The sequence below is a fragment of the Haloarcula sp. Atlit-47R genome, assembly GCF_003665985.1.
In the GTDB taxonomy this organism is placed as follows: Archaea; Halobacteriota; Halobacteria; order Halobacteriales; family Haloarculaceae; genus Haloarcula; species Haloarcula taiwanensis.
Window position 1 is genome coordinate 795741 of sequence record NZ_QPLQ01000001.1, and the last position, 21367, is coordinate 817107.

General features: G+C 62.4%; 22 protein-coding genes and 1 tRNA gene. 4 read left to right on the forward strand and 19 right to left on the reverse strand.

All coding sequences use genetic code 11. The features are described 5' to 3' along the window. Positions 1–46: 46 nt before the first annotated feature. The gene (locus tag DVK00_RS04110) at positions 47–379 is read right to left on the reverse strand and encodes a hypothetical protein (RefSeq protein ID WP_101350998.1); all 333 of its coding nucleotides are present in this window, start codon (positions 377–379) and stop codon (positions 47–49) included. 87 nt (positions 380–466) lie between these two features. Between DVK00_RS04110 and DVK00_RS04115 the strand changes: the two genes are divergently transcribed. Beyond that, the gene (locus tag DVK00_RS04115) at positions 467–1534 is read left to right on the forward strand and encodes a zinc-dependent alcohol dehydrogenase family protein (protein ID WP_121577308.1); all 1068 of its coding nucleotides are present in this window, start codon (positions 467–469) and stop codon (positions 1532–1534) included. Positions 1535–1572: 38 nt separating this feature from the next. Further along, complete coding sequence (locus tag DVK00_RS04120; protein ID WP_101351000.1) at positions 1573–1809, forward strand: hypothetical protein; 237 nt, start codon at positions 1573–1575, stop codon at positions 1807–1809. An 11-nt stretch (positions 1810–1820) separates the two neighbouring features. Here DVK00_RS04120 and DVK00_RS04125 read toward each other — a convergent pair whose 3' ends face one another. The 6 genes from DVK00_RS04125 to DVK00_RS22365 form a co-directional block, all read right to left on the reverse strand. Next, positions 1821–2138 carry a 2Fe-2S iron-sulfur cluster-binding protein gene (locus DVK00_RS04125; protein ID WP_101351001.1) on the reverse strand — a complete coding sequence of 106 codons (318 nt, stop codon included), beginning with the start codon at positions 2136–2138 and terminating at the stop codon, positions 1821–1823. A 22-nt stretch (positions 2139–2160) separates the two neighbouring features. Further along, a complete protein-coding gene (locus DVK00_RS04130; protein WP_121577309.1) occupies positions 2161–3558 on the reverse strand; it encodes a selenium-binding family protein in 1398 nt (465 codons plus the stop codon). A gap of 112 nt (positions 3559–3670) precedes the next feature. Further along, positions 3671–4573, reverse strand: a complete 903-nt coding sequence (locus DVK00_RS04135) for an NAD(P)-dependent oxidoreductase (protein WP_121577310.1) — start codon at positions 4571–4573, stop codon at positions 3671–3673. 60 nt (positions 4574–4633) lie between these two features. Continuing rightward, positions 4634–5518 (reverse strand): NAD(P)H-binding protein, encoded by an 885-nt coding sequence (locus tag DVK00_RS04140; RefSeq protein WP_101351004.1) that lies wholly within the window; start codon positions 5516–5518, stop codon positions 4634–4636. A 266-nt stretch (positions 5519–5784) separates the two neighbouring features. Further along, a tRNA-Arg gene (locus tag DVK00_RS04145) sits at positions 5785–5857 on the reverse strand. A 45-nt stretch (positions 5858–5902) separates the two neighbouring features. Next, positions 5903–6487, reverse strand: coding sequence for a 2Fe-2S iron-sulfur cluster-binding protein (locus DVK00_RS22365; RefSeq protein WP_121511391.1), 585 nt, complete (start codon positions 6485–6487; stop codon positions 5903–5905). A 145-nt stretch (positions 6488–6632) separates the two neighbouring features. On the opposite strand from DVK00_RS22365, the gene DVK00_RS04155 reads away from it, so the two are divergent. Further along, positions 6633–7079 (forward strand): type IV pilin, encoded by a 447-nt coding sequence (locus DVK00_RS04155; protein ID WP_121535502.1) that lies wholly within the window; start codon positions 6633–6635, stop codon positions 7077–7079. Between the two features lie 54 nt (positions 7080–7133). Here DVK00_RS04155 and gnd read toward each other — a convergent pair whose 3' ends face one another. Continuing rightward, entirely contained in the window at positions 7134–8033 is a 900-nt protein-coding gene (gene gnd / locus DVK00_RS04160; protein ID WP_121577311.1) for a phosphogluconate dehydrogenase (NAD(+)-dependent, decarboxylating), read from the reverse strand. A gap of 272 nt (positions 8034–8305) precedes the next feature. Between gnd and DVK00_RS04165 the strand changes: the two genes are divergently transcribed. Next, positions 8306–9403 carry an aminopeptidase gene (locus tag DVK00_RS04165; protein ID WP_101351008.1) on the forward strand — a complete coding sequence of 366 codons (1098 nt, stop codon included), beginning with the start codon at positions 8306–8308 and terminating at the stop codon, positions 9401–9403. 261 nt (positions 9404–9664) lie between these two features. Here the strand turns inward: DVK00_RS04165 and flaJ are convergent, their stop codons facing one another. The 11 genes from flaJ to DVK00_RS04220 form a co-directional block, all read right to left on the reverse strand. Next, positions 9665–11413, reverse strand: a complete 1749-nt coding sequence (gene flaJ, locus DVK00_RS04170; RefSeq protein WP_101351009.1) for an archaellar assembly protein FlaJ — start codon at positions 11411–11413, stop codon at positions 9665–9667. A gap of 2 nt (positions 11414–11415) precedes the next feature. After that, complete coding sequence (locus DVK00_RS04175; protein WP_053967201.1) at positions 11416–13089, reverse strand: type II/IV secretion system ATPase subunit; 1674 nt, start codon at positions 13087–13089, stop codon at positions 11416–11418. Between the two features lie 14 nt (positions 13090–13103). Next, positions 13104–13865: an ATPase domain-containing protein gene (locus DVK00_RS04180; RefSeq protein ID WP_053967200.1), complete on the reverse strand. Its 762-nt coding sequence runs from the start codon at positions 13863–13865 to the stop codon at positions 13104–13106. After that, entirely contained in the window at positions 13862–14314 is a 453-nt protein-coding gene (locus DVK00_RS04185; RefSeq protein ID WP_121511387.1) for a CARDB domain-containing protein, read from the reverse strand. The genes DVK00_RS04180 and DVK00_RS04185 overlap by 4 nt, the downstream gene beginning before the upstream one ends. 1 nt (position 14315) lies before the next feature. Further along, a complete protein-coding gene (locus DVK00_RS04190) occupies positions 14316–14753 on the reverse strand; it encodes a flagellin (RefSeq protein ID WP_101351011.1) in 438 nt (145 codons plus the stop codon). Beyond that, entirely contained in the window at positions 14737–16368 is a 1632-nt protein-coding gene (locus DVK00_RS04195) for a FlaD/FlaE family flagellar protein (RefSeq protein WP_121577312.1), read from the reverse strand. Before DVK00_RS04195 ends, DVK00_RS04190 begins: the two co-directional genes overlap by 17 nt. A 241-nt stretch (positions 16369–16609) precedes the next feature. Continuing rightward, positions 16610–17131, reverse strand: coding sequence for a chemotaxis protein CheD (locus DVK00_RS04200; RefSeq protein ID WP_101351013.1), 522 nt, complete (start codon positions 17129–17131; stop codon positions 16610–16612). Beyond that, entirely contained in the window at positions 17131–18348 is a 1218-nt protein-coding gene (locus DVK00_RS04205; protein WP_101351014.1) for a chemotaxis protein CheC, read from the reverse strand. Before DVK00_RS04205 ends, DVK00_RS04200 begins: the two co-directional genes overlap by 1 nt. Further along, positions 18349–18708, reverse strand: coding sequence for a chemotaxis protein CheY (gene cheY, locus DVK00_RS04210; RefSeq protein WP_004515265.1), 360 nt, complete (start codon positions 18706–18708; stop codon positions 18349–18351). An 86-nt stretch (positions 18709–18794) separates the two neighbouring features. Then, positions 18795–20798, reverse strand: a complete 2004-nt coding sequence (locus DVK00_RS04215) for a hypothetical protein (RefSeq protein ID WP_101351015.1) — start codon at positions 20796–20798, stop codon at positions 18795–18797. Further along, positions 20795–21277: a hypothetical protein gene (locus DVK00_RS04220; protein ID WP_121577313.1), complete on the reverse strand. Its 483-nt coding sequence runs from the start codon at positions 21275–21277 to the stop codon at positions 20795–20797. Before DVK00_RS04220 ends, DVK00_RS04215 begins: the two co-directional genes overlap by 4 nt. Positions 21278–21367: the final 90 nt, after the last annotated feature.

Genomic DNA, 21367 nt, shown 5'->3' on the forward strand with positions numbered 1-21367 from the left:
GGGTCGTGCCGGGTTTGAAGGTAGGGGTCGGCGGCCGGCGCGGCGATTACCGGGGCGCGAGCGGACCGAACCGGCTGGCGACTCCGTACCCCAGGACAGCCAGCGCGGTGCCGACGAGGCCGAACAGGAGCAGGGAGAGGAGAAACTCCAGCGGCGTGACGGCGACCGCCGGCTGGTCCAGCAGGCGGCGGTACGCCGAAAGGAGCCCGCTCCCGAAGACGGCGGCGGCGAGGAACCCGCCGAAACTGGCGACGCCGACGGTCGCGGCGGCGACCGCGCGATACCGGCTGGACAGGTCGCGTCGCCCGGCGTCGGCATACACCAGCGCGACCGCGACCGGTGACACGAACAGGGCAGCGAGCACCGGGAGGAGGGTCATGTCCGGATATCGCTGGTCCGAGTCATAAAGTCACTCCCGAGCGACGGCGGCCTCCGGTATTTTGTCCGGAGCGCGCGAAGCAGACCTATGCGCGCCGCAGTGCTTGAGGCGTACGACGAACCGCTGGCAGTCCGGGACCGCGATCCGCCGACCCCGGACCCGGACGGGGCCGTCGTCGCGGTCGAGGCGTGTGGCATCTGTCGGAGCGACTGGCACGCCTGGCAGGGCCACGGCGACTGGGCCGACGACGACGTGCCGATAGGACAGGTGCTGGGCCACGAACCGGCGGGCCGCGTCGTCGAGACGGGCGACCGGGTAACGACAGTGTCGGCCGGCGACCGCGTCGTCGTGCCGTTCAACCTCGGCGACGGGACCTGTGGCTACTGCCGAAACGGTCACGGCAACGTCTGTACGGGCGGGTGGGCGCTGGGCTTCGAGTCCGACGTTCCGGGCGCGTTCGCCGAGCGAGTCGCCGTCCCGCAGGCCGACTACAACCTCGTGGGGCTGCCCGACAGCGTTGATTTCGACGCCGCGGCAGCGCTGGGCTGTCGGTACGTCACGGCCTTTCACGCGCTGGCACATCGGGCTGACATCGCCGCCGGGGACCGCGTCGCGGTGCATGGCTGTGGCGGCCTCGGGCTGGCGGCCGTCCAGATCGCGTCGGCGCTAGGTGCGAGCGTCATCGCCGTCGACATCCGCGAGGACCCGCTGGCGATGGCCCGCGACGTGGGCGCGAACACCGTCGTCGACGCCAGCGCTGTGGCAGACGTGCCAGCGGCCATCGAGGCCGAAACCGACGGCGGCGCGGAGGTGTCCGTCGACGCGCTGGGCCGGGCCGAGACCTGCCGGAACAGCGTTCGGTGTCTCCGGCCACGAGGAGCGCACGTTCAGGTCGGGCTGACGACCGATGCTGAACGCGGCGAGGTGGCGCTGCCGACCGACTGGATCACCCGCTGGGATATCGACGTGCTCGGCTCACGCGGGATGCCGCCGTCGCGGTACGACGACCTCCTCCGTCTGGTCGCTGACGGGACGCTCAATCCCGGCGCACTCGTCACCCGCCGGGTGGCACTAGAGGCAGTTTCGGAGCGGCTGGCCGCGATGACAGACTACGGGACCGACGGTATCGAACTGGTAACGGAGTTCGGCCGGTAGCGGGTACGCTTTTAGCGCTTCAGCTTGACACCCCAAGCATGTCCAACATACTGCGTGACGCTGTCGTCGACCCAGCCCGGGACGCGCTCCCGTTTCTGGTCATCACCGTCCTGTGGGTTATCGTGATGCTCGTCCTCTACGGCCTCTTTCTGGTCACCAAGCCGAGCGATATCACGTACGACGCCTGGGTCCACGCGACGGTGTTCGTCGTCCCGGCCATCGGGTTCTTGGGACAGGTACTCCAGCAAGCGCTGTCGGGTCACCACCGGACCTGACCGGCTCCCCGTCACTTCCAGGGGTTCGGGACCAGTTCGGCCTGCACCGTCGCGCCGACGGCGAGATGCGTGTCGGTTGTCGGCTCGGCGATACAGAGCAGGACGTAGCCGTCCGCAAGCTGTCGGTCCTTGAGTGCCCGCGGCGAGCGGTGATGCACCACGTCACCGGACAGCAGCCGAGCGGTACAGGTCCCGCACGCACCGGTTCGACAGCCGAACGGCAGTCCGATATCCGCGGCCGCCGCGGCATCGAGTATCGTCTTGCCGTCCGGGACGAAAATCGTCTCCGTCCGGTCGCTGTCCCGCCAGTCCAGCTGGACCTCGGACATCAGCTGCCCACCCGCACCGCCGTCATTGCCACACGTCGCTGGTACAGTCTCCGTCGGGCCACCGAATCTCGTGGGCACGAGCAGGGCCTTCGGGCAGGTCGCCGAAGTCCACGAGGAAGTCCCGGTCCAGCGACATTGTCCCCGTCCGCGGATCCACATCGGCTTTGAGCATTACCGAGCCGGTCTCGGCCTCCTCGGGGAAGAACTGGTTATCCCACGACGAAAACAGCGAGGTCGTCCAGTACAGCCGCTCGCCGTCGAGTGAGAGCTGAAGCATCTGCGGACCCGCGACGATGTCACGGCCCTGTACCTGCTGAATGTCGCCGAAGTAGCCACCGATAGAGATCGAATCGGCCTTCCGGGGGTTCGACGGGTCCGAGATGTCGTACATCCACACCTCGCTGTGGAGCCAGTTCGACCCGAAGAGGTAGCGGTCGTCCATCGAGATGAGGATGTCCGTTACCAGTGCTGGCACCGGCATGTCCCACCCCTCGTGTTCACGGTCGTCGAACTCGATGACTGGTTCGGCATGATACTCACCGTTCGATTCGTGGAAGTGGATGATATTCGAGGATAGCGCCGCGCCGACGTAGCCGTGCGTGCTCTCGGGTGTGTGGAGAAAGCGGGCTTCGAGCGGAATCAGACCGTCCTCGCCGAGGTCGATGGTCTGTTCGACGGTGCCAGCCTCCCAGTCCCAGAAATTGAGATGCTGGCCGTATTTGCCGTCCTCAACGTCCTCTAAGTCGAACCCAGGGTAGTAGGTTTTCGGGGCCGCCCACTCCGTCGACAGCATCACGTTCTGGCGGGGCTGATACCAGTAGTCGTAGTTCATCTCTATCTCGCCGGGCGGGTCCCACCGACCCTGCACCTCGAAGTCGTCGTTCAGTTCCAGAAAGCCGCCGGGGAGGTCGCCGTCGGCGTCGCCCAGCATGGAGATAAGGATCTCACCGTCGGGGATGCAGTGGACGGTGTGGGGCGCGGAGAGGTCGTGGTCGTACACCGTTTCCGGTTCAATGACTTTCGTCAGTTCAGGGTCGCGTCGCTCCTTGGTGTCGACGATGTGAATTCGAGATGACCGCTGGCCGGGAATGACGAGATGCCGGCGCTCCAGTCCGTCCATGTGGCACGATGAGGAGCAGGCGTTCCACCCGAAATGGTGGAGTTCGTCGCCCTTGTTCGGCATTTTGACTCGATTGATTATTTCGCTGTAGGTGTCCGAGTCAGGGTCGACATCGACGACAGCCAGAAAGTCCGGCGCGTCGACGTCCTGACCCACGTGCAGCCCCATCACGTAGGCGGTCCGTTCGCGCTCGGCCTCCTCAATGGCCGCCTGCGGAGTGGCATAGCCCGGCCCCTCGTGGTCGTGATGCTCGTGATGGTCGTGTGTCTCGCTCTCTGACGGCTGTTCGGCGTCACTCATGCTTGTTAGTTACATACACATTACATTTTAGCAACGTGTTCCGGATGAAACGGCCGCTACATGCGGCGTGGTAATGGCAGCGTCCGGCGCGATGCACGGGCCACCGTCGGCTTCACGCCAGTTGTCGCCAGCTCCACGTCGGTTCCCAGTCGAGCAGCTGCTGGGCTTTCGAGGTGTCGATGAGCGCCGCATACGGGTCGCTGTCCTCACCCGTCTGTCCTCGGTAGTCGGCCTCGGAGTACAGTTCCGCCGCGAGTTCGGCACTCGGTGTCTCGGCACTCGTGTCCGGGGCCGACACCCAGAACCGCTCGTGGCCATCGAACGACGCTTCGATGGCTGCCTCGACGAGCGTGACAGCATCGGTAGCGTGGACATATCCACAGAGCGTGTTACGCTGGGTATGGAAATGCTCCGAGTTCCGGAGTCCAGCGAGGGTACGGTCGGCCTCGACAAACGTCTCGTGGGCCAAGTCATCGTCGACCACCCACGGGAACCGAAGCGACGTAATGGTCTGGGGTGCGTCCGCGCTCCGGCGGGCGAACCCGTCGGCAGCGATCTCCAGTGCCTGTTTCCCCATTGCGTACGGGTTCGACGGCGTGAGGCGGTGGTCCTCGTCAATTGGGAGGTAGTCGAGCGTGATGGCGTCCGGTTCGAACCCGCCGCCGATGGCGCTGAAACTCGACGCCAGAGCGACCGTGTCGATACCCAGTTCGCCGGCTGCTTCCAGTAGGTGATAGCTGGACATGACGTTACTTTCATAGGTCCGGTATCCCGGCGTCTGGTCGGGCGTGGGAACCATTCCGAGGTGGACGACAGCGTCGGCATCGCTCTTTGCGAGTGCACCGTACACCTCGCCCGCATCGAGCAGGTCAGTCTCGATGTATACGTCCGAGTGTGTCTCGTCGCGCCGACCGCGGGAGAGATTGACCGTCCGGTATCCCGCTGCATCCAGATATTCGAGAACGTGCGTGCCGACACGGCCGTTACCGCCAGTGACGGCGACCGATTCGGGCATGCAAGGATATGCACCAGACAGACTCAAAGGGGTTCCGCCGGGACACGTCGATGGCCGTCCTCACGCCGCAGCGAGCGCCTTCCGGACAGCGTCCTTGATTGGCGTCTGGTCGATTGGCACGACATCTTGCAGGTCCATTGCCGGGTCAACCGTGACCGGGTTCCGCATACTCTCGGCCAGCGGCCGGGCGATGGCGTACTGTACGTCTGTCGTGAATCGAAGCCAGTGCGAGGACAGGCCCGGCGTCATCACCGGCACGGGGATGATAAACAGTCGCTTGCCCTTCTCTGCCGCGGTGAGTTTCAGCAGCGACTCGTAGGACCACACTGACGGCCCGCCGATGTCGTAGGTCTCGCCACGGGTCTCGTCGGCATCGAGCAACGCCACGAGGTAGCTAATCGCGTCGTCGACACCGATGGGCTGACACGGCGTTCTGACCCACTTGGGGACGAGCATCAGCGGCAGCCGGTCGGTCAGGTCGTTGACGATCCGGAAGCTCGCGCTCTCCGGGCCGATGATGACCGCCGCACGGAGTACCGTCAGGTCGAACGACCCCTCCGCCAGCACCGACTCGACTTCGCGCCGCGACGCCAGATGGGGCGAGAGGTTCTCCTCGTCACCGCTGATACCGCTGAGATAGACAACCCTGTCGACGCCCGCGGCCGACGCCGAGTCCGCGAACCGACGGGCGTAGCGACGGTCCAGCTCAGCGAAGTTCTCGGAAGTGAGCGAGTGGATGAGGTAGTACGCAACGTCGATGTCGTCGCAGAGTCCATCGAGGGAGTCTGGGTCGCCGAGGTCACCCTCGAACGGCTCGACCCCGTCGGGAAACGATTCTTCGCTCGCACTCCGGGAGAACGCCACCACGTCGTGGCCTGCGTCGTTCAGGGCACGGACCAGTCGCTGTCCGATGAATCCGGTCGCACCCACGACGAGCACACGCATGTGTTCGTACCTTGTGTCGGAACCTCAAGGACGTTGCGGCGATTCCCGTGCCGTGACAGTCACCGGGGCCGTGAGAAACAGGGACGGGCGTTGCGATTCCCCGGGTTCAAACCGCTCTGATACTGCTATTCGCTCGTCACGTCCGCTCCTCGCAGAATAGCGGGCAGCGAGGGATTTGAACCACAGTCGTTTCGCACCGCTACACTCCCTGATTCAAATCCTCGCTTCCGGTTCGCTCACCGCTCGTAAAACTCGGGTTCGCTGCACGGGCGGCGAGGGATTTGAACCCCCGACCATCTGGTCCGGAACCAGGCGTTCTGTCCGCTGAACTAGCCGCCCACAAGAAACGCTATCGGACTGCGCGTCTTAACGATTGTGAACCCGTCAGGGCGACTCGCCGGTCTCGATAGTGAACTCGCTGGTCGGGTACGCGACACAGGTCAGACAGTACCCCTCTTCCATGTCGTCGTCCATCAGCGAGTCGTTGTTGCTGTGACGGATGTAGTCCTCGGCCGGGCCGTCCTCGATATGGCCGGCACAGGAGATACACTGGCCCTCACGGCAGGCGTAGGGGAGGTCCCAGCCTTCCTCTTCGCCAGCATCGAGAATCGTCTCGTTGTTGGCGACCTCGATTGTCTCGCCTTCCTTGGCGAATTCGATTTCGTAGTACTCGACCTCGTCGTCGGCGATGTCGTCGGGGTCGAAGCCGTCGTCCTCCTCTTCGACCTCTTCGCCTTCGCCGAGTTCGCCTTCGGCCTCACCGGCCGGAATCGCTGTGGCACCGCCACCGCCGATAGAGCGGTTGTACGGCTCCGGGAAGTCCGTCTCGGGGACTGTCGCGGCCCGCTGCTCAAGGACCTCCTGAGAGATATCTTCCGGTGCCTCCCAACCGGTCCCTTTGGCGTAGTGGAGCGCGACCACTATCAGGGTAAGCGTGGCCCCGGCGGCGAGTCCAACGAGTTCTACCATGTGCACGGCTATGGAATACTGGTTTAATTAGCTGTTGTTTCCGCCTGCAGGGCCTCCTGTCGCACGTCTCGGACTAGTCATTTCTTGAAGATATTAGTGTTAAATTATTCAAAAAATATATTAATACTAATGCTGTTCGAGAGGTATGGGAATTAGAGAGTCCTGGTCCGAGATGGACGGCTCTACGAAGGTACTCGTGGGAATCGTTGCCGGGTTCGGCGCCCTGGTGGTAGCGGTCGTGCTCATCGTCATCATTGCGGCGATTCTGGGGTCGTTCGTTCTCGGAGTCGGAGACAGCGTCGAGGAGCCGAGAGCACCGCAGACGTCGTTTTCTATCGAGTACGATCACGCGATGACTGGCCCCATAGTCGTCGTCAGGCACGAGGGCGGTGACGCCATCGCCGCCGAGCGACTCACGCTCGAAGCAGACGACCGGCCGACGAAGACGTGGCAAGACGAGGACGGCACCGTGACTGCGGGCGATGAGTTCGGAATGAACGCACCCAACGGAGCCACCGTCAGACTGGTCTGGCACGGGGAAGAGGGGACGGCGGTCCTCGCCCGCGGACAGGTGCCGACACCCGAGCGCTGAGTCAGGTAGAGCGCTGGCGAGAAGGTCCCGCAGAGTCACGGCACAGCGAGCGCGTTACTCCCGGCGAGGGACCTCGTGGCGGCCGAAGCCGTATCGGAGTCGGTTCGCGAGGCGGCGCGAGAAGCGGCCGTCGTCGGCCCGCGAACCGAACCGCTCGGCCAGCGCTTGGTAGATGAGCGGCACCGGGACTTCCTGTTCGAGCGCCTCTTGGACGGTCCAGGTCCCCGTCGACCCGCCCTCGACGCGGTCGGCCACGTCACCGAGGTCGTTGCCCTCCTCGCGGAACGCCTCCTCGCAGAGTTCCAGCAGCCACGACCGGATGACCGCGCCGTTGTTCCAGGTGTTGGCGACCGATTCGAGATCAAGGTCATAACGGCCGTTGGCCAGCAGTTCGAAGCCCTCGCCGTAGGTCTGCATCAGTGCGTACTCGACACCGTTGTGGACCATCTTGACATAGTGGCCCGAGCCGGCCGGTCCCATCCGGTCGTGGCCGTCGGGGCCGGTCGAGACGGCGTCGAAGACGGGAACCAGTTCGTCGTAGGCCCACTGCGGGCCGCCGACCATCAGTGAGAAACCCAGTTCTGCACCCGCCGGACCGCCGGACGTTCCACAGTCGAGATAGGCCGCGTCGGTCGACTCGGCGCGGCGAACCGAGTCCTCGAAGTAGGAATTGCCGCCGTCGACCACGATGTCGTCGCCGTCGAGTGTCGGAGCCAACTCGTCCAGCGCAGCGTCGACTGGGTCTCCGGCCGGAACCATCAGCCAGATGCGTTTCTCCGAGCCGAGTTTCTCCGCGAGGTCCGCGATGGACGACGCCGGCCGAGCGCCGGCGTCCGCCGCGTCGGCGACGCTCTCCTCGTCGATATCGAAGACGACGACTTCGTGGCCGGCTTCGAGTACGCGGTCGACGACGATTCGGCCCATGCGTCCGAGTCCGATGACGCCAAGTTCCATACCGAGGAGTCGCCGACCGAACAGGTAGGGGTTGCGGTTCGACAGAAAACCGTGGCACGAACACCACCCGTGCCGTCGTCAGTCATAGCGCCATCGCCACCCAACTGCCTCGGAAGCGGCCGTGGGAAGCCAGCAATTGCCACGTAGCGCTGTCCCGTACTGCACCGAATACTCCGGCTCTGGAATCCAAAAAAATCTACGGAATACAATCACATCATACGTGATATTCCGAGGACCACCGCCGTTTTGTTCCGGCCACTCTTGATGAGGGCATGGACGACCGCATACGCGAACACGCTCGGATTCTCGTCGACTGGAGCGCTCGCATCGACGCGGGTGACGACGTGGTCGTGGCCGTTGAAGACGGAGCCCACGACCTCGCAGTCGCCGTAGCAGAGCAGCTTGGCGACCGCGGCGCGAATCTCCTGTCGACGTACCAGTCAGACGAACTCACACGGGCCTATCTGCAGGCTCACGACAGGCCGTTCACCGAGGACCCCGAGTACGAACTGGCGCTGTACGAGCGAGCCGACAGCGTGCTGTTCCTGAAGGGGTCGCGGAATACCACCGAGACGGCCGACGTGGACAGCGACCGGCGGCAGGCGTACTCGACGGCCCGGCAAGGAATCAGGGAGGCCCGCCTGGACACCGACTGGGTGTCGACCCAGCACCCGACGCGGGCGATGGCCCAGCAGGCCGGGATGGCCTACGCCGACTACAAGGACTTCGTCTACGACGCGACGCTGCGGGACTGGGAAGCGCTGGCCGAAGAACAGGCCCGGTTAAAAGACATTCTTGACGAGGGCGAGACGGTCCGTCTCGTCGCTGACGGCACGGACATCACGCTGTACATCGACGGCCGTCTCGCCGTCAACTCCGCTGCCAGCGTGGCCTACGACTCGCACAACCTCCCCTCCGGCGAGGTGTTCACCGCACCCTACGACACCGCCGGCGTCGTCACCTTCGACGTGCCGATGACGATACAGGGCCGCCGGGTGAAAAACGTCGAGCTGACGTTCAAAGACGGCGTCGTCGTCGACTGGTCGGCCGAGCAGGGCGAGGCAGTCATCGAGGAAATCATCGGCACCGACGGCGGCTCCCGCCAGCTTGGCGAACTCGGTATCGGGATGAACCGCGGCGTCGACCGCGTCACCGACAACATCCTCTTCGACGAGAAGATGGGCGGGACCGTCCACCTCGCGCTCGGGCGCGCGTACGACGCCTGCCTGCCCGAAGGCGAGTCCGGCAACGACAGCGCCGTCCACGAGGACCTCATCACGACGATGGGCGAGGGGTCGCGTCTTGAAGTCGACGGCGAGGTCGTCCAGCGAGACGGGCTGTTCCGGTGGGAAGACGGCTTCGAGGGGTAGCGTCGCGGGACTGCGGTGCTGTGGGCCGGGAATAGATGTTATGATTCTGTGGGCCGGGAGCGCCCTGCGTGGCGCGACCCGGGGAAGGGCAGGTTTGCCGGCGGTTGTAGCGCTGTTACTGTACCGCGAGCGGAGCGAGCGGTTTCACTCCGAGCGCGGCCGCAGGCCGCGACTCGGAGGTTGTTTTTAGCGTAGATTTTTACAAAGGGGGTTCCCGCAGCGCCGCAGGCGCGAGGAAACCCCCTGCAGTAAAAAGGTACTTCAGATTGCGAGGAACTGCGACACCAGCCACTTCGTGAACGTCCCGGTAATAGCGCCGATCCACGTGAGCATCACGAAGTGCATGTACGTATTGGCGTTGTGACCGCCGTCGACAGTCCGGATCATCAGCGACGATAGCATCGCGCCGAACATGATGATGATGATGAGCAGGAACTCGATGAGCGGGATGTTGTAGACGCTCGTGTTGATAAGCGAGGCGGCGTCAAGACGGCTCCCGGTACTCAGGTCAAGCGACATGCCCGCGAGGATGTTGACGACCTGCAGGCCGATGAAGAACGCGAACGTCGACGCGGCAGTCATCCCGTACAGGAGGCCGACGAGCGTCGTCGTCGCTTGCTTGCGCTTCTGGCGGAGCTGCAGCACCTGATTCATGTTCTCGGAGATGAGTTCGCCCAGTTGCTTTGGCGACCCACCCATCTCGCGGCCGATAAGATACATCTCGGAGAAGGTCTGGATGAGATAGGACCGACAGTCAGCGGTGAAAAAGCGCCAGGCGGATGTCGGCTCAATCCGCATATTCAGCCGCTTGTAGAGGTTATCGATGTTCGGTGAGAGCGCGCCGAAGTCTTTCTTGCGGAGCGTGCGAAGCACCGCCCCAGTGGTCGACTGCTTCGCGCCCTCGGTCGCACCGAGCGCGCGGATGAAGTTTGGAAACTCCGAGTCCCGGTCCTTGATGCGCTGTTCTTCCTGCCGGAAGACGAGACCAGGGATGAGCATCGGCGTGATCGGCGCGGCGGCATACAGCGGCAACGGCACTTCGTCGAACATGAAAAAGAGGTCGTTCAGCGTGACCGGCGAGATGCCGAGCATCCCGCCCAGCGTGATGAACACGAGCAGCATCGACAGCCCCACGCCGGCGGCCATCGACTTGTTGAGCTTTGACTCAATCGGCGACGGGTAGTCGACCGGGTGGAACCACACTGGATCGTAGGGGGCCATCGAGCGGATGGCGAGGTAGAAGCCGGTCTGGACGAACACGAACATCACGATGACGGCGCTGACGGTCATCGTCGGGTTCGTCCCAGTCAGCACCGGGAGAACGACGGCGAACACCAGCGCGAACGTCATCGACAGAATCATCGACAGGTAGAGGTCTTTCATCACTTCCAGGCTGTCGAGCGAGCTCTTGTACACCGTCGAGTAGTGCTGGATGATCTGCTCCTGTTCAGTCAAGAGATAGTCGTCGAGTCCCTGTCCGGCCCCGAGGGTGTACGCGAGACGGTCGAAGAAGTCCGACACGGCGCGACTCGGGACCTGCTTGGCGCGGCGGCGGCAGGCGTCGTCGAGGCTCAGGTTCCAGGTGTCGACGAGCTGGACGATGCGGTGCATCTCCATCGCGAGTTCACCGTACTCGTCCTCTTCGGCCAGCGTTCGGAACACCTCCATCCGGTCGATCTTCGTCGTTGCCAGCACAGTCATGTGCGTGATGAGCAGGTGAAACCGGTTGTTGAGTTCGCGCTTGCGCTGGCTCAGGAGGATTTTCGGGTAGAAAATCGCCGACGCCATCACGAGGAAGCCGAGCAGGGGGATCGGTGCTCTGACTGCGAAGGGCTGCTCCAGCAGTAGGGCAACGACCGTCGAGATAATGAAGAAGGCGACGGCTGGCAGGAGGATGAGAAAGAGATACCGCTCCAGCGGAATCGTCATCTGGCGGTAGGACTCAACGAGCGACTGGATCGTCTCGGATATCGTCAGATCGAGGTCGCTCTCGGCTTCACCCTGTGCCATCGTTAGTCGGGCCGTGCCATGTTGAACGGGATCCCTTCGACGCCGTCACGCTGGAAGTCCGAAATGAAGTCGTTGACCTCGTGATACCCCAGAATACCCTCCTGAATGGCGCGTTCGATGAGGTTCGCGCGGAACTCGAGGTCGTCGTAGATGTCACGCGTGTCCTCGTAGCCGAGCAGCGTCGCGATCTGCTCTTCGAGGACGAAGGAGTTGTTCATCCCCTGGAAGATGATCTCGTCCTCGACGGGGTCCCAGTTGAACACCTGCCGGGTGACGACGCCGTCCATCTCCTTCGAGTACCCCTCTATCTCCTGGACGCTGGTCACGCGGCGCAGGACCTGATCGCCCTGCTTGACGCGGTTCTGGAACAGCGCCACGTCGGCCACGTCCATGAACGTCTCGGGGACGTTGATGGGTTCGCCGGTAAACCGCTGAATCATCGACACGATGTCGCTCGCGTGGAACGTCAGCATCACCGGGTGGCCGGTCTGGGCGGCCTGGAACGCCATCCGTCCTTCCTCACCACGAACCTCCCCGACGATGATGTAGTCGGGGCGGGACCGCAGTGCAGCGGCGACGAGGTCGAACATATCGATACTGGTCCCCTCGTCTTCGCCCTCACGAGTCAACAGTTGCTGCCAGGTGTTGTGCGGGGGCAGCACCTCGGCGGTGTCCTCCGCGGTGTAGATTTTGGCGTCGTCGGGGATGAACGAGGTGATGGCGTTCAGCGTCGTCGTCTTCCCGGACGCCGTCTCCCCGACGACGAACACCGTCTGTTCGTTCTCCAGACAGAGCCAGAGGTACGCCGCCAGTTGCGGCGACAGCGTCATCCACTTGGTAATCTGGAAAATCGAGAGCGGAACGTCGTCGCCCTGACGAATCGTGAGTGAAGGCCCTTTGAGGCTCACGTCGTCAGAGTAGATGAGGTTCAGACGCGATCCGTCCGGGAGCGTCGAGTCGACGATAGGATCCGAGTCGGAGACCGGGTCGCCCATCCGCTCGCCCATGTTTCGGAGCCACTGGTCGAATGCCTCCTCGCTCTGCCACTCGACAGTCGTCTCCAACATGCCGTAGACCCCGTGGTCGACGTGGCACTCGCTACGGCCGATGACGTGGATGTCCTCGTTGGCCGGGTCGCGCATGACCGGTTCCAGCGGGCCGAGGCCGACGATGTCGCGGTTCAGCCGGTAGAGGATGTTCTCGTAGGTCTCCTGTGTGACCTCGACGCTGCTCACGTCGGTCAGGTTCGACAGGCGCGTGAGGACGCCGCTGTCGCTGTCCTCGTCCCTGATTTTGGTCGTCTCCTGCAGGAGTTCCTCGATGCGGTCGTCGAACTGGGCCTCGTTTTCCGGTGCGGGCTTGTTGACGCTACGCTGTAGCAGGCGGTTCCGGACCTTCCCGAAGACGGCCCGCTCGTCCTCGTCGAGTTCCGGCTCAATAGCGTAGTACTTCATGTCCTGACCCACGTCGCCGTAGATATGACAGAAGATGGGGCCACCGACCGGATAGAGCACGTTCGGCCGGTTCGTCTCGTACTCGTCGTCGGCCTCGTCGATGAGCATTGGGAATTCACCGGTGATCTGCTTGAACTTCTTCAGGTGGTCCCGCAGGTGGGGCCGCCGCGCTGCCATCTGTCGAAGTTCGTCCGACGGCTTCGCACGTCCGTGATCTGTCATATCTTAGCTCACCTCTAAGCGACGCTGCGCGATTCGATGACGATGCCAGTCCCCGAGCGGACCGAGAACCCGATGGTGTCACCGACCTGTTCACCCATGCCGGCAAAGCGGAGGACGTTAATCTGCCGGCGCACGTCGTTGCCGACCTCGATCATCTCCAGTTCGATGAACACGTCAGCGATGGCCCGGAACGGACCGATAGCCTCCTCGTCCAGCGTCGACGGGTCGACGGTGAGCATGATGCACTTGCCCTGGGAGATGACATCCCGGAAGTAGGAGATGACTTCCAGAGCGGCCTGGCGCTCCTCGTTTTGCCGGACGAGGGCCTCGAACTTGGGATCGTTGCGGAGGATAGCGTCGAAGGTGTCGATGACGACGACATCGGCGTCCCACATCACCTCGGCCTCCATCAGCCGCTTGAGGAGTTCCTTCCGGTCTGACTGTTCGTCACCGCCGGTGAGGGCGTTCGATTCGCCGATGTCGGCGTGCAGGAACAGCACGTTCTCGTCGAGGATATGGTCGACCATGTCATACGACAGCGAGTGCATCTGGTCGAGGAAGCTCCCGACGGTCAGCTCCGTCGAGAGGTAGGTCACCTCGTGGCCCTCCTCACAGAGGCCGTAGGTGAACCGCTGGCTCATGGCGGATTTCCCGGCCCCGTAGTCCCCCTCGACGAGGATGATGCTGCCGGGCGGGATACCGCCGCCCAGTTCCTTGTTCAGCCGGTCGTGATCGTCCAGTCCGAGAGAGAATAGGTCAGTACTTGCGATACTCATGTGTTGAACTCGAACACCTCCTCGTCGCCGTTGACGATGAGCTTGAGGCGGTGGTCGCCGCTGCTCAGGTTGTCGTTGATATCGATGCGGACGACTTCACCGGGCCGCCAGATGTTGCCACCGTCTGGCTCCAGCGTCACCGTGTAGTCACTGGCGAAAGTCCCGTCCACGAACAGATCCAGCTGTCCGGGAACCGGCGCTAGCGTCTCTGATCCGGTGTTTTTGACGTGAATAGTGATCGTTTCGTCGCCGTTATCGTATATCGTGTCGCTGCCGCTGTCAGAGATGATTTCCACATCGGTCCGGACGTCACTGCTCACGTCCAGTCCCTGTTCCGAAACCGCGTTGCTCAGTTCGCCGATGCTGCTCGTAAAGACGCCAGCCACGCTCGCGGCGATGGCCATCGACGCGATGAACAGGATCAGGTGTGAGACTGAGACGCTCGCCATGTTAGCTCACCACCATCGTTTCGGCGATCCCGTTCTCGGTGACGACTTTCACCCGGTCGGGCTGATTACTGAGCGAGGAGACGGTAATCGTCAACCGCTCCTGTGACGCCCAGATGTCCGTCGACCCGTCACCGTCGACAGTCGTGCCGTATCCTGCGCGGTAATCGTTATCGACCAGCAGGTCGGTTGCGTCGACCGACAGCGTCTCCGAGCCGGTGTTGTCGACGGTCACGACGAGATTGTCGTTCCCGCTGCTGTTCCACGTCGCCGAGACAAGCGAGATGTCAGTGTTTTGCTGATCGAGCAGTCGGTCGCGCTGGTCCTCGCGGGCATCGTTGACGCGCTCGAAGCTGTTCGCGGCCGCGGAGTAGAACATCCCGAAGCCGATGAACGCGGCCACGAAGATGACGGCTGCCGAGCCGCTAACGCTGAATCCCATCGGAACCACCTCCACCCACCAGTTTCGAGAGCGCAACGGCGTCAGCGCCGCTGTCACTGTCAAGCTGCGAGATGTAGTGCAAGCTCTCGGTGTGGTGGTCGATAGACAACCCATCCCCGGTGTCGTTCACGTCGTCGAAGCCGCGGAGGTACGCCTTGAGCTGGTCCGCGACCGACTCGTCGATCCAGTCGATAGTTTCGTAGTAGTCGATTGCGCGAGCCGTCTCGCGGTAGCCCGAGTGCTGGACCAGGAACTCAAGCCATTCGACGATAATGAGGTCCGCCGCGAACCCCTCCGGCATCGTCGACAGGTACGGTTTCCCGTCGTCGTCCGCGCTTGCGTCCGAGTCGTCGTCTACCGCTGCTGCATCGTCGTGACCGGCGGCTGCCGTGTCCGTTTGCGTGGTCTGTTCCGGCTCGGGCACAGGTTCGGGCTCAGGCTCAGGTTCCGGCTCCGATTCTACGGCTGGCTCTGGCTCGGGTTCCGGCTCAGGTTCCGGTTCAGATTCCGTCGCCGCCTCACCGTCGTCGAGCCCGTCGTCCTCGATAACCTCGTCGAAGAGGTCGTCGTCTTCCAGCCCGCTTGCATCGTCATCCGAATCGTCCTCGCCGAGTAGATCGTCGTCCTCGTCGGCCAGCAGGTCAGCATCGTCGTCAGGTTCGTCCTCGGGTTCCTCACCATCGGCCCACTCGGCGTCGCCGGACTCGTACTCGTCTTTGAGCTCTGCGAACGATTTGCCGCCGTCGCCGTCGTCGCTGTCGTCGTCCATACTCTCCTCGTCGTCCATGCTCATCCCATCGTCCATGCTCATGTCGTCCTCCGTGTCGTCGAAGTCGCCGAACTCCTCGTCGAACGACCCGCCGTCGTCCTCGAAGCCGCCCATGTCGTCGCCGTCGTCGGGAAACATGTCGTCGACGCCGCCGTCGTCCATCGACATATCACCGCCAGTGTCTTCAGTCAGGTCCTCGTCGAAGAACCCTTCTGCGTCGGCGTTGGCGACATCGTCGTCGATATCCTCCTCGGTGTCGTCGCTCCCGTCGTCGTCAAAGAGACCGAAAGAACCGCCACCTTCGGCCATGCCACCCATGCCGCCATCGACATCATCGGCGAAGGGGTTGACGCCGCGGGTGACCATCTCGTAGATGTCGAGCAGCTTCCGGACGTTCTCCTCAGTTTCTTCGACGGACTCGGATATGCTCTCGTTTTCCGTCCGCACAGTGTTGACCGTTGAGGAGAGACTTCCGACCTCGTTTTCCAGTTCGTCGAGCCGGTGTTCCAGTTCGTCGGTGTCTGGCCCGCTCGCGTCCTCCATGTCGCCGAACTCGTCGTCACCGAACCCACCCATGTCGTCGCCGCCATCGTCGAGGCCGCCGAGACCGCCGAGGTCGTCACCACCACCGCCGTCATCGGCCATCAGACCGCCGTCAGCCATCTCACCGTCACCGTCGTCCTCACTCGTGCCCCCGCTCTCGTCGTCCGACAGAATCGAATCGAACATATTCTTGATGCTCATACCAACCAGCCCGCCGGTTAGCAAGACAAAGAGGGCTGGTGCCAGTCCAACCAGTTCCGGTGAGACGGCTGGAGCCAGCGGCACGAGAGCAGGACTACTCATCTCTTGTATATCAGGCCGTTTCTACTCTTGAATATTCCCCTTAGCGTATCATATTTGATAATAATATCCCATTTTCCCGGCTCAGATAGCGTAAATTAACAGACCAAGTACTAGCCTTTTACATTTCAGATTAATTCCGGTCAGACAATTGGAGAACAGATTGTCCCAGTGCGCCCCCGGCAGACGAGCGGCTGTCGTCCGTCTGACGCCGACCGTCAGGCACGGAGACTGCTCACAGACATCACAGTGTTATCGAGTCAGTGTTCGCGCTTTTGACGATGAAATTACCGGTGTCGGCTTCGAGTTTGACGGACCGGCCGTGGTCACCACCTAGGTCTTCACCGACAACGGGAACACCGTGTTCCTCGAGCGTCTCGCGCACCTTCTTCGCGTTTCGCGACCCGATAGAGGAGCCGCTCTCTGAGAAGTCGAGCATATCGCTCCCACCGGCGATTTTGGCTTCCATCGCCTCCGTCGACGCCCCGGCATCCGCCATGGCCTCGATGAGTGCTTCGATGCCTGTGTCCGCGAACTTCGCATGGTTCCCGCCGTCGATATCAGCCGCCGACGGAAGCATAACGTGAACGAGCCCGGCCACCGTCTTGCGGGTGTCGTATATCGCGATCCCGATACAGGAGCCGAGCCCACTCGTGGTCAGCACGGCCGGTTCCGTGGCCACCTTGTACTCGGCGATGCCGACCTTGATACGTTCGGGCGTACCTTGTTCGGGGCTCTCTGTTTGGCTACCATCGTATACTTTCATTATTTGAATATCTGTTCGACATCCGCGCCCGTCTCGGTCGCCCGCTCGACATCGAGGTCGTTGAGGGCGGCGCGCAACTCTTTCTCGTTGGGCAGGGCGTGAATTTCAGCCTGGAACTCGATGTCGTCGGTCTGCATCTGGGAGTCGATAATGAACGCGTGCTCCTGATACTGTCCGACCTGCGCTGCAAGCGGATCCATAATCGCCCGACCCATGTCGTGGACGACCCGTGGTGGCGTGTGTTCGACCGACGTCTGAAGGACGTTCGCCCAGCCGTCGACGAACCCGCTCGTCATGATGTTCCCCAGTTCCTCGATGGCGGCCTTGTGCTGGTCGGTTAGCTCGTCGCTGTCCACCTCAATTGGCATCATCGCCTCCGCAACATTGATTGCAGAGACTTCATCGAACAACACCATAAGGTAGCCACTGGGCGTCCCGGTGAACTCAACGACCGTCCCGACGAACGTTTCCGTCCCGATCTGCTTTGGCACGTCCTCGATGGGAGCGAAGCTGATCTGTGTCACCTCCGACTCAGTCGGAATACCGGTCATCATTTCGACGTTGTCAGCGGCTTTCTGAGTGCCCCGAGTCGTCATCTCGTTGAACGTCTGGAGCTTGTCAATGGGAATCGCGTCGCCGTCCGTGTCGACGTGCTCCACCATCATCTCCGTGAGCGACTCGTACTCAGGGAGCATGTAGATGTAGAAGTTCACCGACTCGTCGATCCATTCGATCTCCGATTTGAACACGAACACCTGCTGGTGGTCGGCGTCCACGGGCGTATCAGGGAGCACGCCACCGCCAGACTCCTCGATATACTCTGGCGGCGAATGGTCGATGGTCGCACCGACGTAGTCGGCCCATCCATCGATGAACCCGCTCATCATGATGTTGCCGATCTCCTTGATGCAACTCCTGGCCATTGCCTCATCGTCGCTGCTGCCGGGCATCATCTCCTCGGTGATCGTTCCGGCGCTGTCCACGTCGAAGGCAAGGACAGTATCGCCCTCCAGTACGCCATCGAAGGAGAACTCGACCCCGACAAAGTCCCGGCCGGCCAGTTCCTCGCCGACATCTGCTCTGTCGAGCAGCGTAATCTTGGTTACGTCGACGACGGCGTCGATGCCCGTCATCTGGCCCATCGACTGCGTGGCCTGTTCGGCCCCCTCGTGAGCGAGTTGGTTGAACGTGCCCAGCGACTGAATATCGACGTTCATCTATGAGGGAACGACGTCCTCGATAGCCTCCATCACGCTGGGTTTCTGGAACGGCTTGGTGATGTACCCGTCAGCCCCCGCTTTCACGGCCTCCTTCATCTTCTCTTCCTGACCGACGCTTGTACACATGATGACGTTCGCGTCGGGATTGGAGGATTTGATCTCGTCCGTGGCTTCGATGCCGTCCCGGATGGGCATCACGATGTCCATCATCACCAGGTCCGGCCCTTCTTCTTTGAACACTTCGACAGCTTCGACACCGTTCTCGACCTCCCCAACGATCTCGTGGTCTTCTTCGAGAATCTCGCGGAGGAGGTTACGCATAAACTCTGAATCGTCGGCGATCAGTACGTCTGGCATGCCTATCAAGCCTACATATCGTGATGAGTTAGATAAAGGTGTCCCGTAAATTATCGCGTGTGATATCGGTGGGTCCCGAAACCCAGTTACACCGCAGGGAGATGGCGTGTGAGAACGCGGATGAAATCGAGCGCGAAGGAGCCATACTGGAAGTACACGAGCCCCGATAGGAGGAGGTACGCTGTCGTTAGTCCTGCCGGGAGTGCCAAGCCCAGTGCGACCGCTCTGGACGGGACCCGTTCAGGAGCGAGTGTGCGACCCAGCACAGTCCCGCCACAGACTGCTGCCCCACCGAGATTGAGGAGAGCGTGAAACTGTACCGACTCTCCCAGCGCCAGATCGAGTCCAGCAACGACACCGAGTCCGAAAATAAGACCTCCGATTGTACTCGCAGCGTACCCGCCGGCAAGCCACTCCTTCGCGTCGCTGACGGTTTCGTGAACTGCGGGTATCCGAACGACGCCGTACATGACGAGCGGGACCGTCGGCAGCAGGTATCGAACAGTGAGTTGTGTGTGCAGCGGCAGACGGCTCAGATAGATGAGCGTGAACACAGCGGCGAGAGCCGTAACGAGCAGATCAGTCTGTGTTCGGGGCGAGTACTGTGACGGACGGACACTCCATTGCCGCATGCGCTGATTAGCTGACCGGACCAGGACCGCAGGGAGTGCCGCGACTGCGCCGAAAAGCGGGACGGCCTCGAGCATCGTGAGTTCGATCGCTTCGTAGGAATTAGGGGCGTAGTTGATCCGTGGCGCGGAGCCGCTCCGCAGGAATATCTGGGACATTCGCTTTGGCGTAGTTAGCACGTCAAGGCCATGACTGACCGCATCCGAGACGAACACCATCGCGGGGGCCGCAGGTCCCATGATCCGGTCGAACAGGCCGAGAATCGGGGTGAGTATCGACGTTCCGGATTCACCGCCCGTCACAGTGGAACCACCACTACCAGTCCCGCCAGTCCCGCCAGCCCCGCCGTCCGCACCAGCACCCTCAGTCCCGCCAGCGGCGCTCTTGCCACCCGTTCCGGTATCACCGCCGGGTGTAAACTCGACGTTTGCACCCCCCACAGCGGAAAGCAACCGCGGCGGTTTGACCGGGTTACCGGAGATAAGGAGATTCGTCACGAGCATCGGGAGCGATCCGAGGAAGAGCGCGAGGCCAATACCAGCGAGGTGGACGAGCGAATTCCGCTTTGCGGTGACAAGGTCTATGATGGCCAGTGTCACCACGAGGAAGAATCCCTCGAAGGCATGGGTCCAGGTGACCAGTCCAGCGGTGGCGTACGCACCGGCGCGAAAGCCGAGCCCCCTCTGAAACATAGCGTCAGCATACGCAAGTCGGCTCCGAGCGAACAGGTACACCGACGTCAGTAGCAACAGTCCCACCATGACGTGCCGTTTCGGAAGCGAAGCCCAAAATCCGACAGACGTGGCGATACCGATTGCAGCACCAGCCCCCAGAGCAACCGAGCGGTCGTGCCAGATTCCGACAAGGCGGTAGAGAACGACACTGGTCGTCGCCGCTGCAAGCATCGTTGAAATCTGGAACGCAGCTATCGGGAGCGCAGTGTCCGGAAGGGCTGTCGCTGTCAGCGCGCCGGTCAGAAACAGGACGGCGACGACACTGCTACCGACCCACAGAACAGTGCGTCTCGCGGTATTGGTGTGGCGCTGTCCGAGCACGCTGACGTGAGACACGAAAGCGAGTGCAGTGCCCGACCAGAGTCCAAGAAGCAATAGCCGGGGGGTTATGAACGCGGACAGTGCCTGAAGTATCCAGACCAGCGGGACAGCCAGCAGGATCTGGCCGTAGTTTCGGCCGTACAGCCTACCGCCGGACTCGTGCAGGCCCGGTTGTGCGCCGAGTGTCAGGGTGTACGGCGTTTCTGTGATGTGGAGCTGCCCGTTCGACACAGCGACGAGCGCGTTGGCAGTGGTGTACGTGTCGGTGATGAAAATGCCGACACGCCAGTAGAGCCCAAACGTAACGAGCAGACCGAGCCAGAGGACATAGCCGTAGCGGTCACCGAACACAACCGTTCCGAACTGTCGACAGCGACCGGTGAACCACTCGGTGTCTCGGGTCATCGCTTCACCTGCACTGTCACGTTTTCAGCAACGATTGTCTCAGCAGTTTCGAAGCTCTGGACCCGAAGCCGAACGGTGCCCCTGTACACGTCCCGCTCCAGCGACGACGGTCGTACCGCTCTGTCACCCGGTGCGAGTCGGTATATTCCAGACTGGCCCTCCGAGAGGACCTGCTCGTCTTCGCGGGAGATATCGAGCGCAGGGACCGCGACCTGATACAGCAGCCTCGGGCGGCCCGTGACGGAATCGACGGTTACGCTGGCATCGGGCACCCGGAGATACGCAACGTCCGTGCCGAACCGGCCGTCCGTAATCCGTATCTCCGATGTGGGAAGTTGGACGGAACTGATGACCGCCGTCCCGTCACCGATAGTCGTCGGCTGCGTTCTGACAGCGTCGACGCCGACGAGCGGCCCCGTCACGACGAGTGTTACCAGAACAAACAGGGCAACGACCGTCGGCGGCTGACGCAGGACCATTATCTACCCTACACACTGCTGCGCCCGGATTTAAATCCCCCGTCGGCTGGACAGACTGCTGTCCCTGTTCGCCGCGACAGCTACTCGAGT

Coding starts and splice junctions, on each gene's coding strand:
- DVK00_RS04120 (WP_101351000.1), top strand. CDS start 1,573: ATGTCCAACATACTGCGTGACGCTGTCGTCGACCCAGCCCGGGACGCG.
- DVK00_RS04140 (WP_101351004.1), bottom strand. CDS start 5,518: ATGCGTGTGCTCGTCGTGGGTGCGACCGGATTCATCGGACAGCGACTG.
- cheY (WP_004515265.1), bottom strand. CDS start 18,708: ATGCCAGACGTACTGATCGCCGACGATTCAGAGTTTATGCGTAACCTC.
- DVK00_RS04130 (WP_121577309.1), bottom strand. CDS start 3,558: ATGAGTGACGCCGAACAGCCGTCAGAGAGCGAGACACACGACCATCAC.
- DVK00_RS04135 (WP_121577310.1), bottom strand. CDS start 4,573: ATGCCCGAATCGGTCGCCGTCACTGGCGGTAACGGCCGTGTCGGCACG.
- DVK00_RS04165 (WP_101351008.1), top strand. CDS start 8,306: ATGGACGACCGCATACGCGAACACGCTCGGATTCTCGTCGACTGGAGC.
- DVK00_RS04125 (WP_101351001.1), bottom strand. CDS start 2,138: ATGTCCGAGGTCCAGCTGGACTGGCGGGACAGCGACCGGACGGAGACG.
- DVK00_RS04110 (WP_101350998.1), bottom strand. CDS start 379: ATGACCCTCCTCCCGGTGCTCGCTGCCCTGTTCGTGTCACCGGTCGCG.
- DVK00_RS04200 (WP_101351013.1), bottom strand. CDS start 17,131: ATGAAAGTATACGATGGTAGCCAAACAGAGAGCCCCGAACAAGGTACG.
- flaJ (WP_101351009.1), bottom strand. CDS start 11,413: ATGGCACAGGGTGAAGCCGAGAGCGACCTCGATCTGACGATATCCGAG.
- DVK00_RS04175 (WP_053967201.1), bottom strand. CDS start 13,089: ATGACAGATCACGGACGTGCGAAGCCGTCGGACGAACTTCGACAGATG.
- DVK00_RS04115 (WP_121577308.1), top strand. CDS start 467: ATGCGCGCCGCAGTGCTTGAGGCGTACGACGAACCGCTGGCAGTCCGG.
- DVK00_RS04190 (WP_101351011.1), bottom strand. CDS start 14,753: ATGGGATTCAGCGTTAGCGGCTCGGCAGCCGTCATCTTCGTGGCCGCG.
- DVK00_RS04180 (WP_053967200.1), bottom strand. CDS start 13,865: ATGAGTATCGCAAGTACTGACCTATTCTCTCTCGGACTGGACGATCAC.
- DVK00_RS22365 (WP_121511391.1), bottom strand. CDS start 6,487: ATGGTAGAACTCGTTGGACTCGCCGCCGGGGCCACGCTTACCCTGATA.
- DVK00_RS04205 (WP_101351014.1), bottom strand. CDS start 18,348: ATGAACGTCGATATTCAGTCGCTGGGCACGTTCAACCAACTCGCTCAC.
- DVK00_RS04215 (WP_101351015.1), bottom strand. CDS start 20,798: ATGACCCGAGACACCGAGTGGTTCACCGGTCGCTGTCGACAGTTCGGA.
- DVK00_RS04220 (WP_121577313.1), bottom strand. CDS start 21,277: ATGGTCCTGCGTCAGCCGCCGACGGTCGTTGCCCTGTTTGTTCTGGTA.
- gnd (WP_121577311.1), bottom strand. CDS start 8,033: ATGGAACTTGGCGTCATCGGACTCGGACGCATGGGCCGAATCGTCGTC.
- DVK00_RS04155 (WP_121535502.1), top strand. CDS start 6,633: ATGGGAATTAGAGAGTCCTGGTCCGAGATGGACGGCTCTACGAAGGTA.
- DVK00_RS04195 (WP_121577312.1), bottom strand. CDS start 16,368: ATGAGTAGTCCTGCTCTCGTGCCGCTGGCTCCAGCCGTCTCACCGGAA.
- DVK00_RS04185 (WP_121511387.1), bottom strand. CDS start 14,314: ATGGCGAGCGTCTCAGTCTCACACCTGATCCTGTTCATCGCGTCGATG.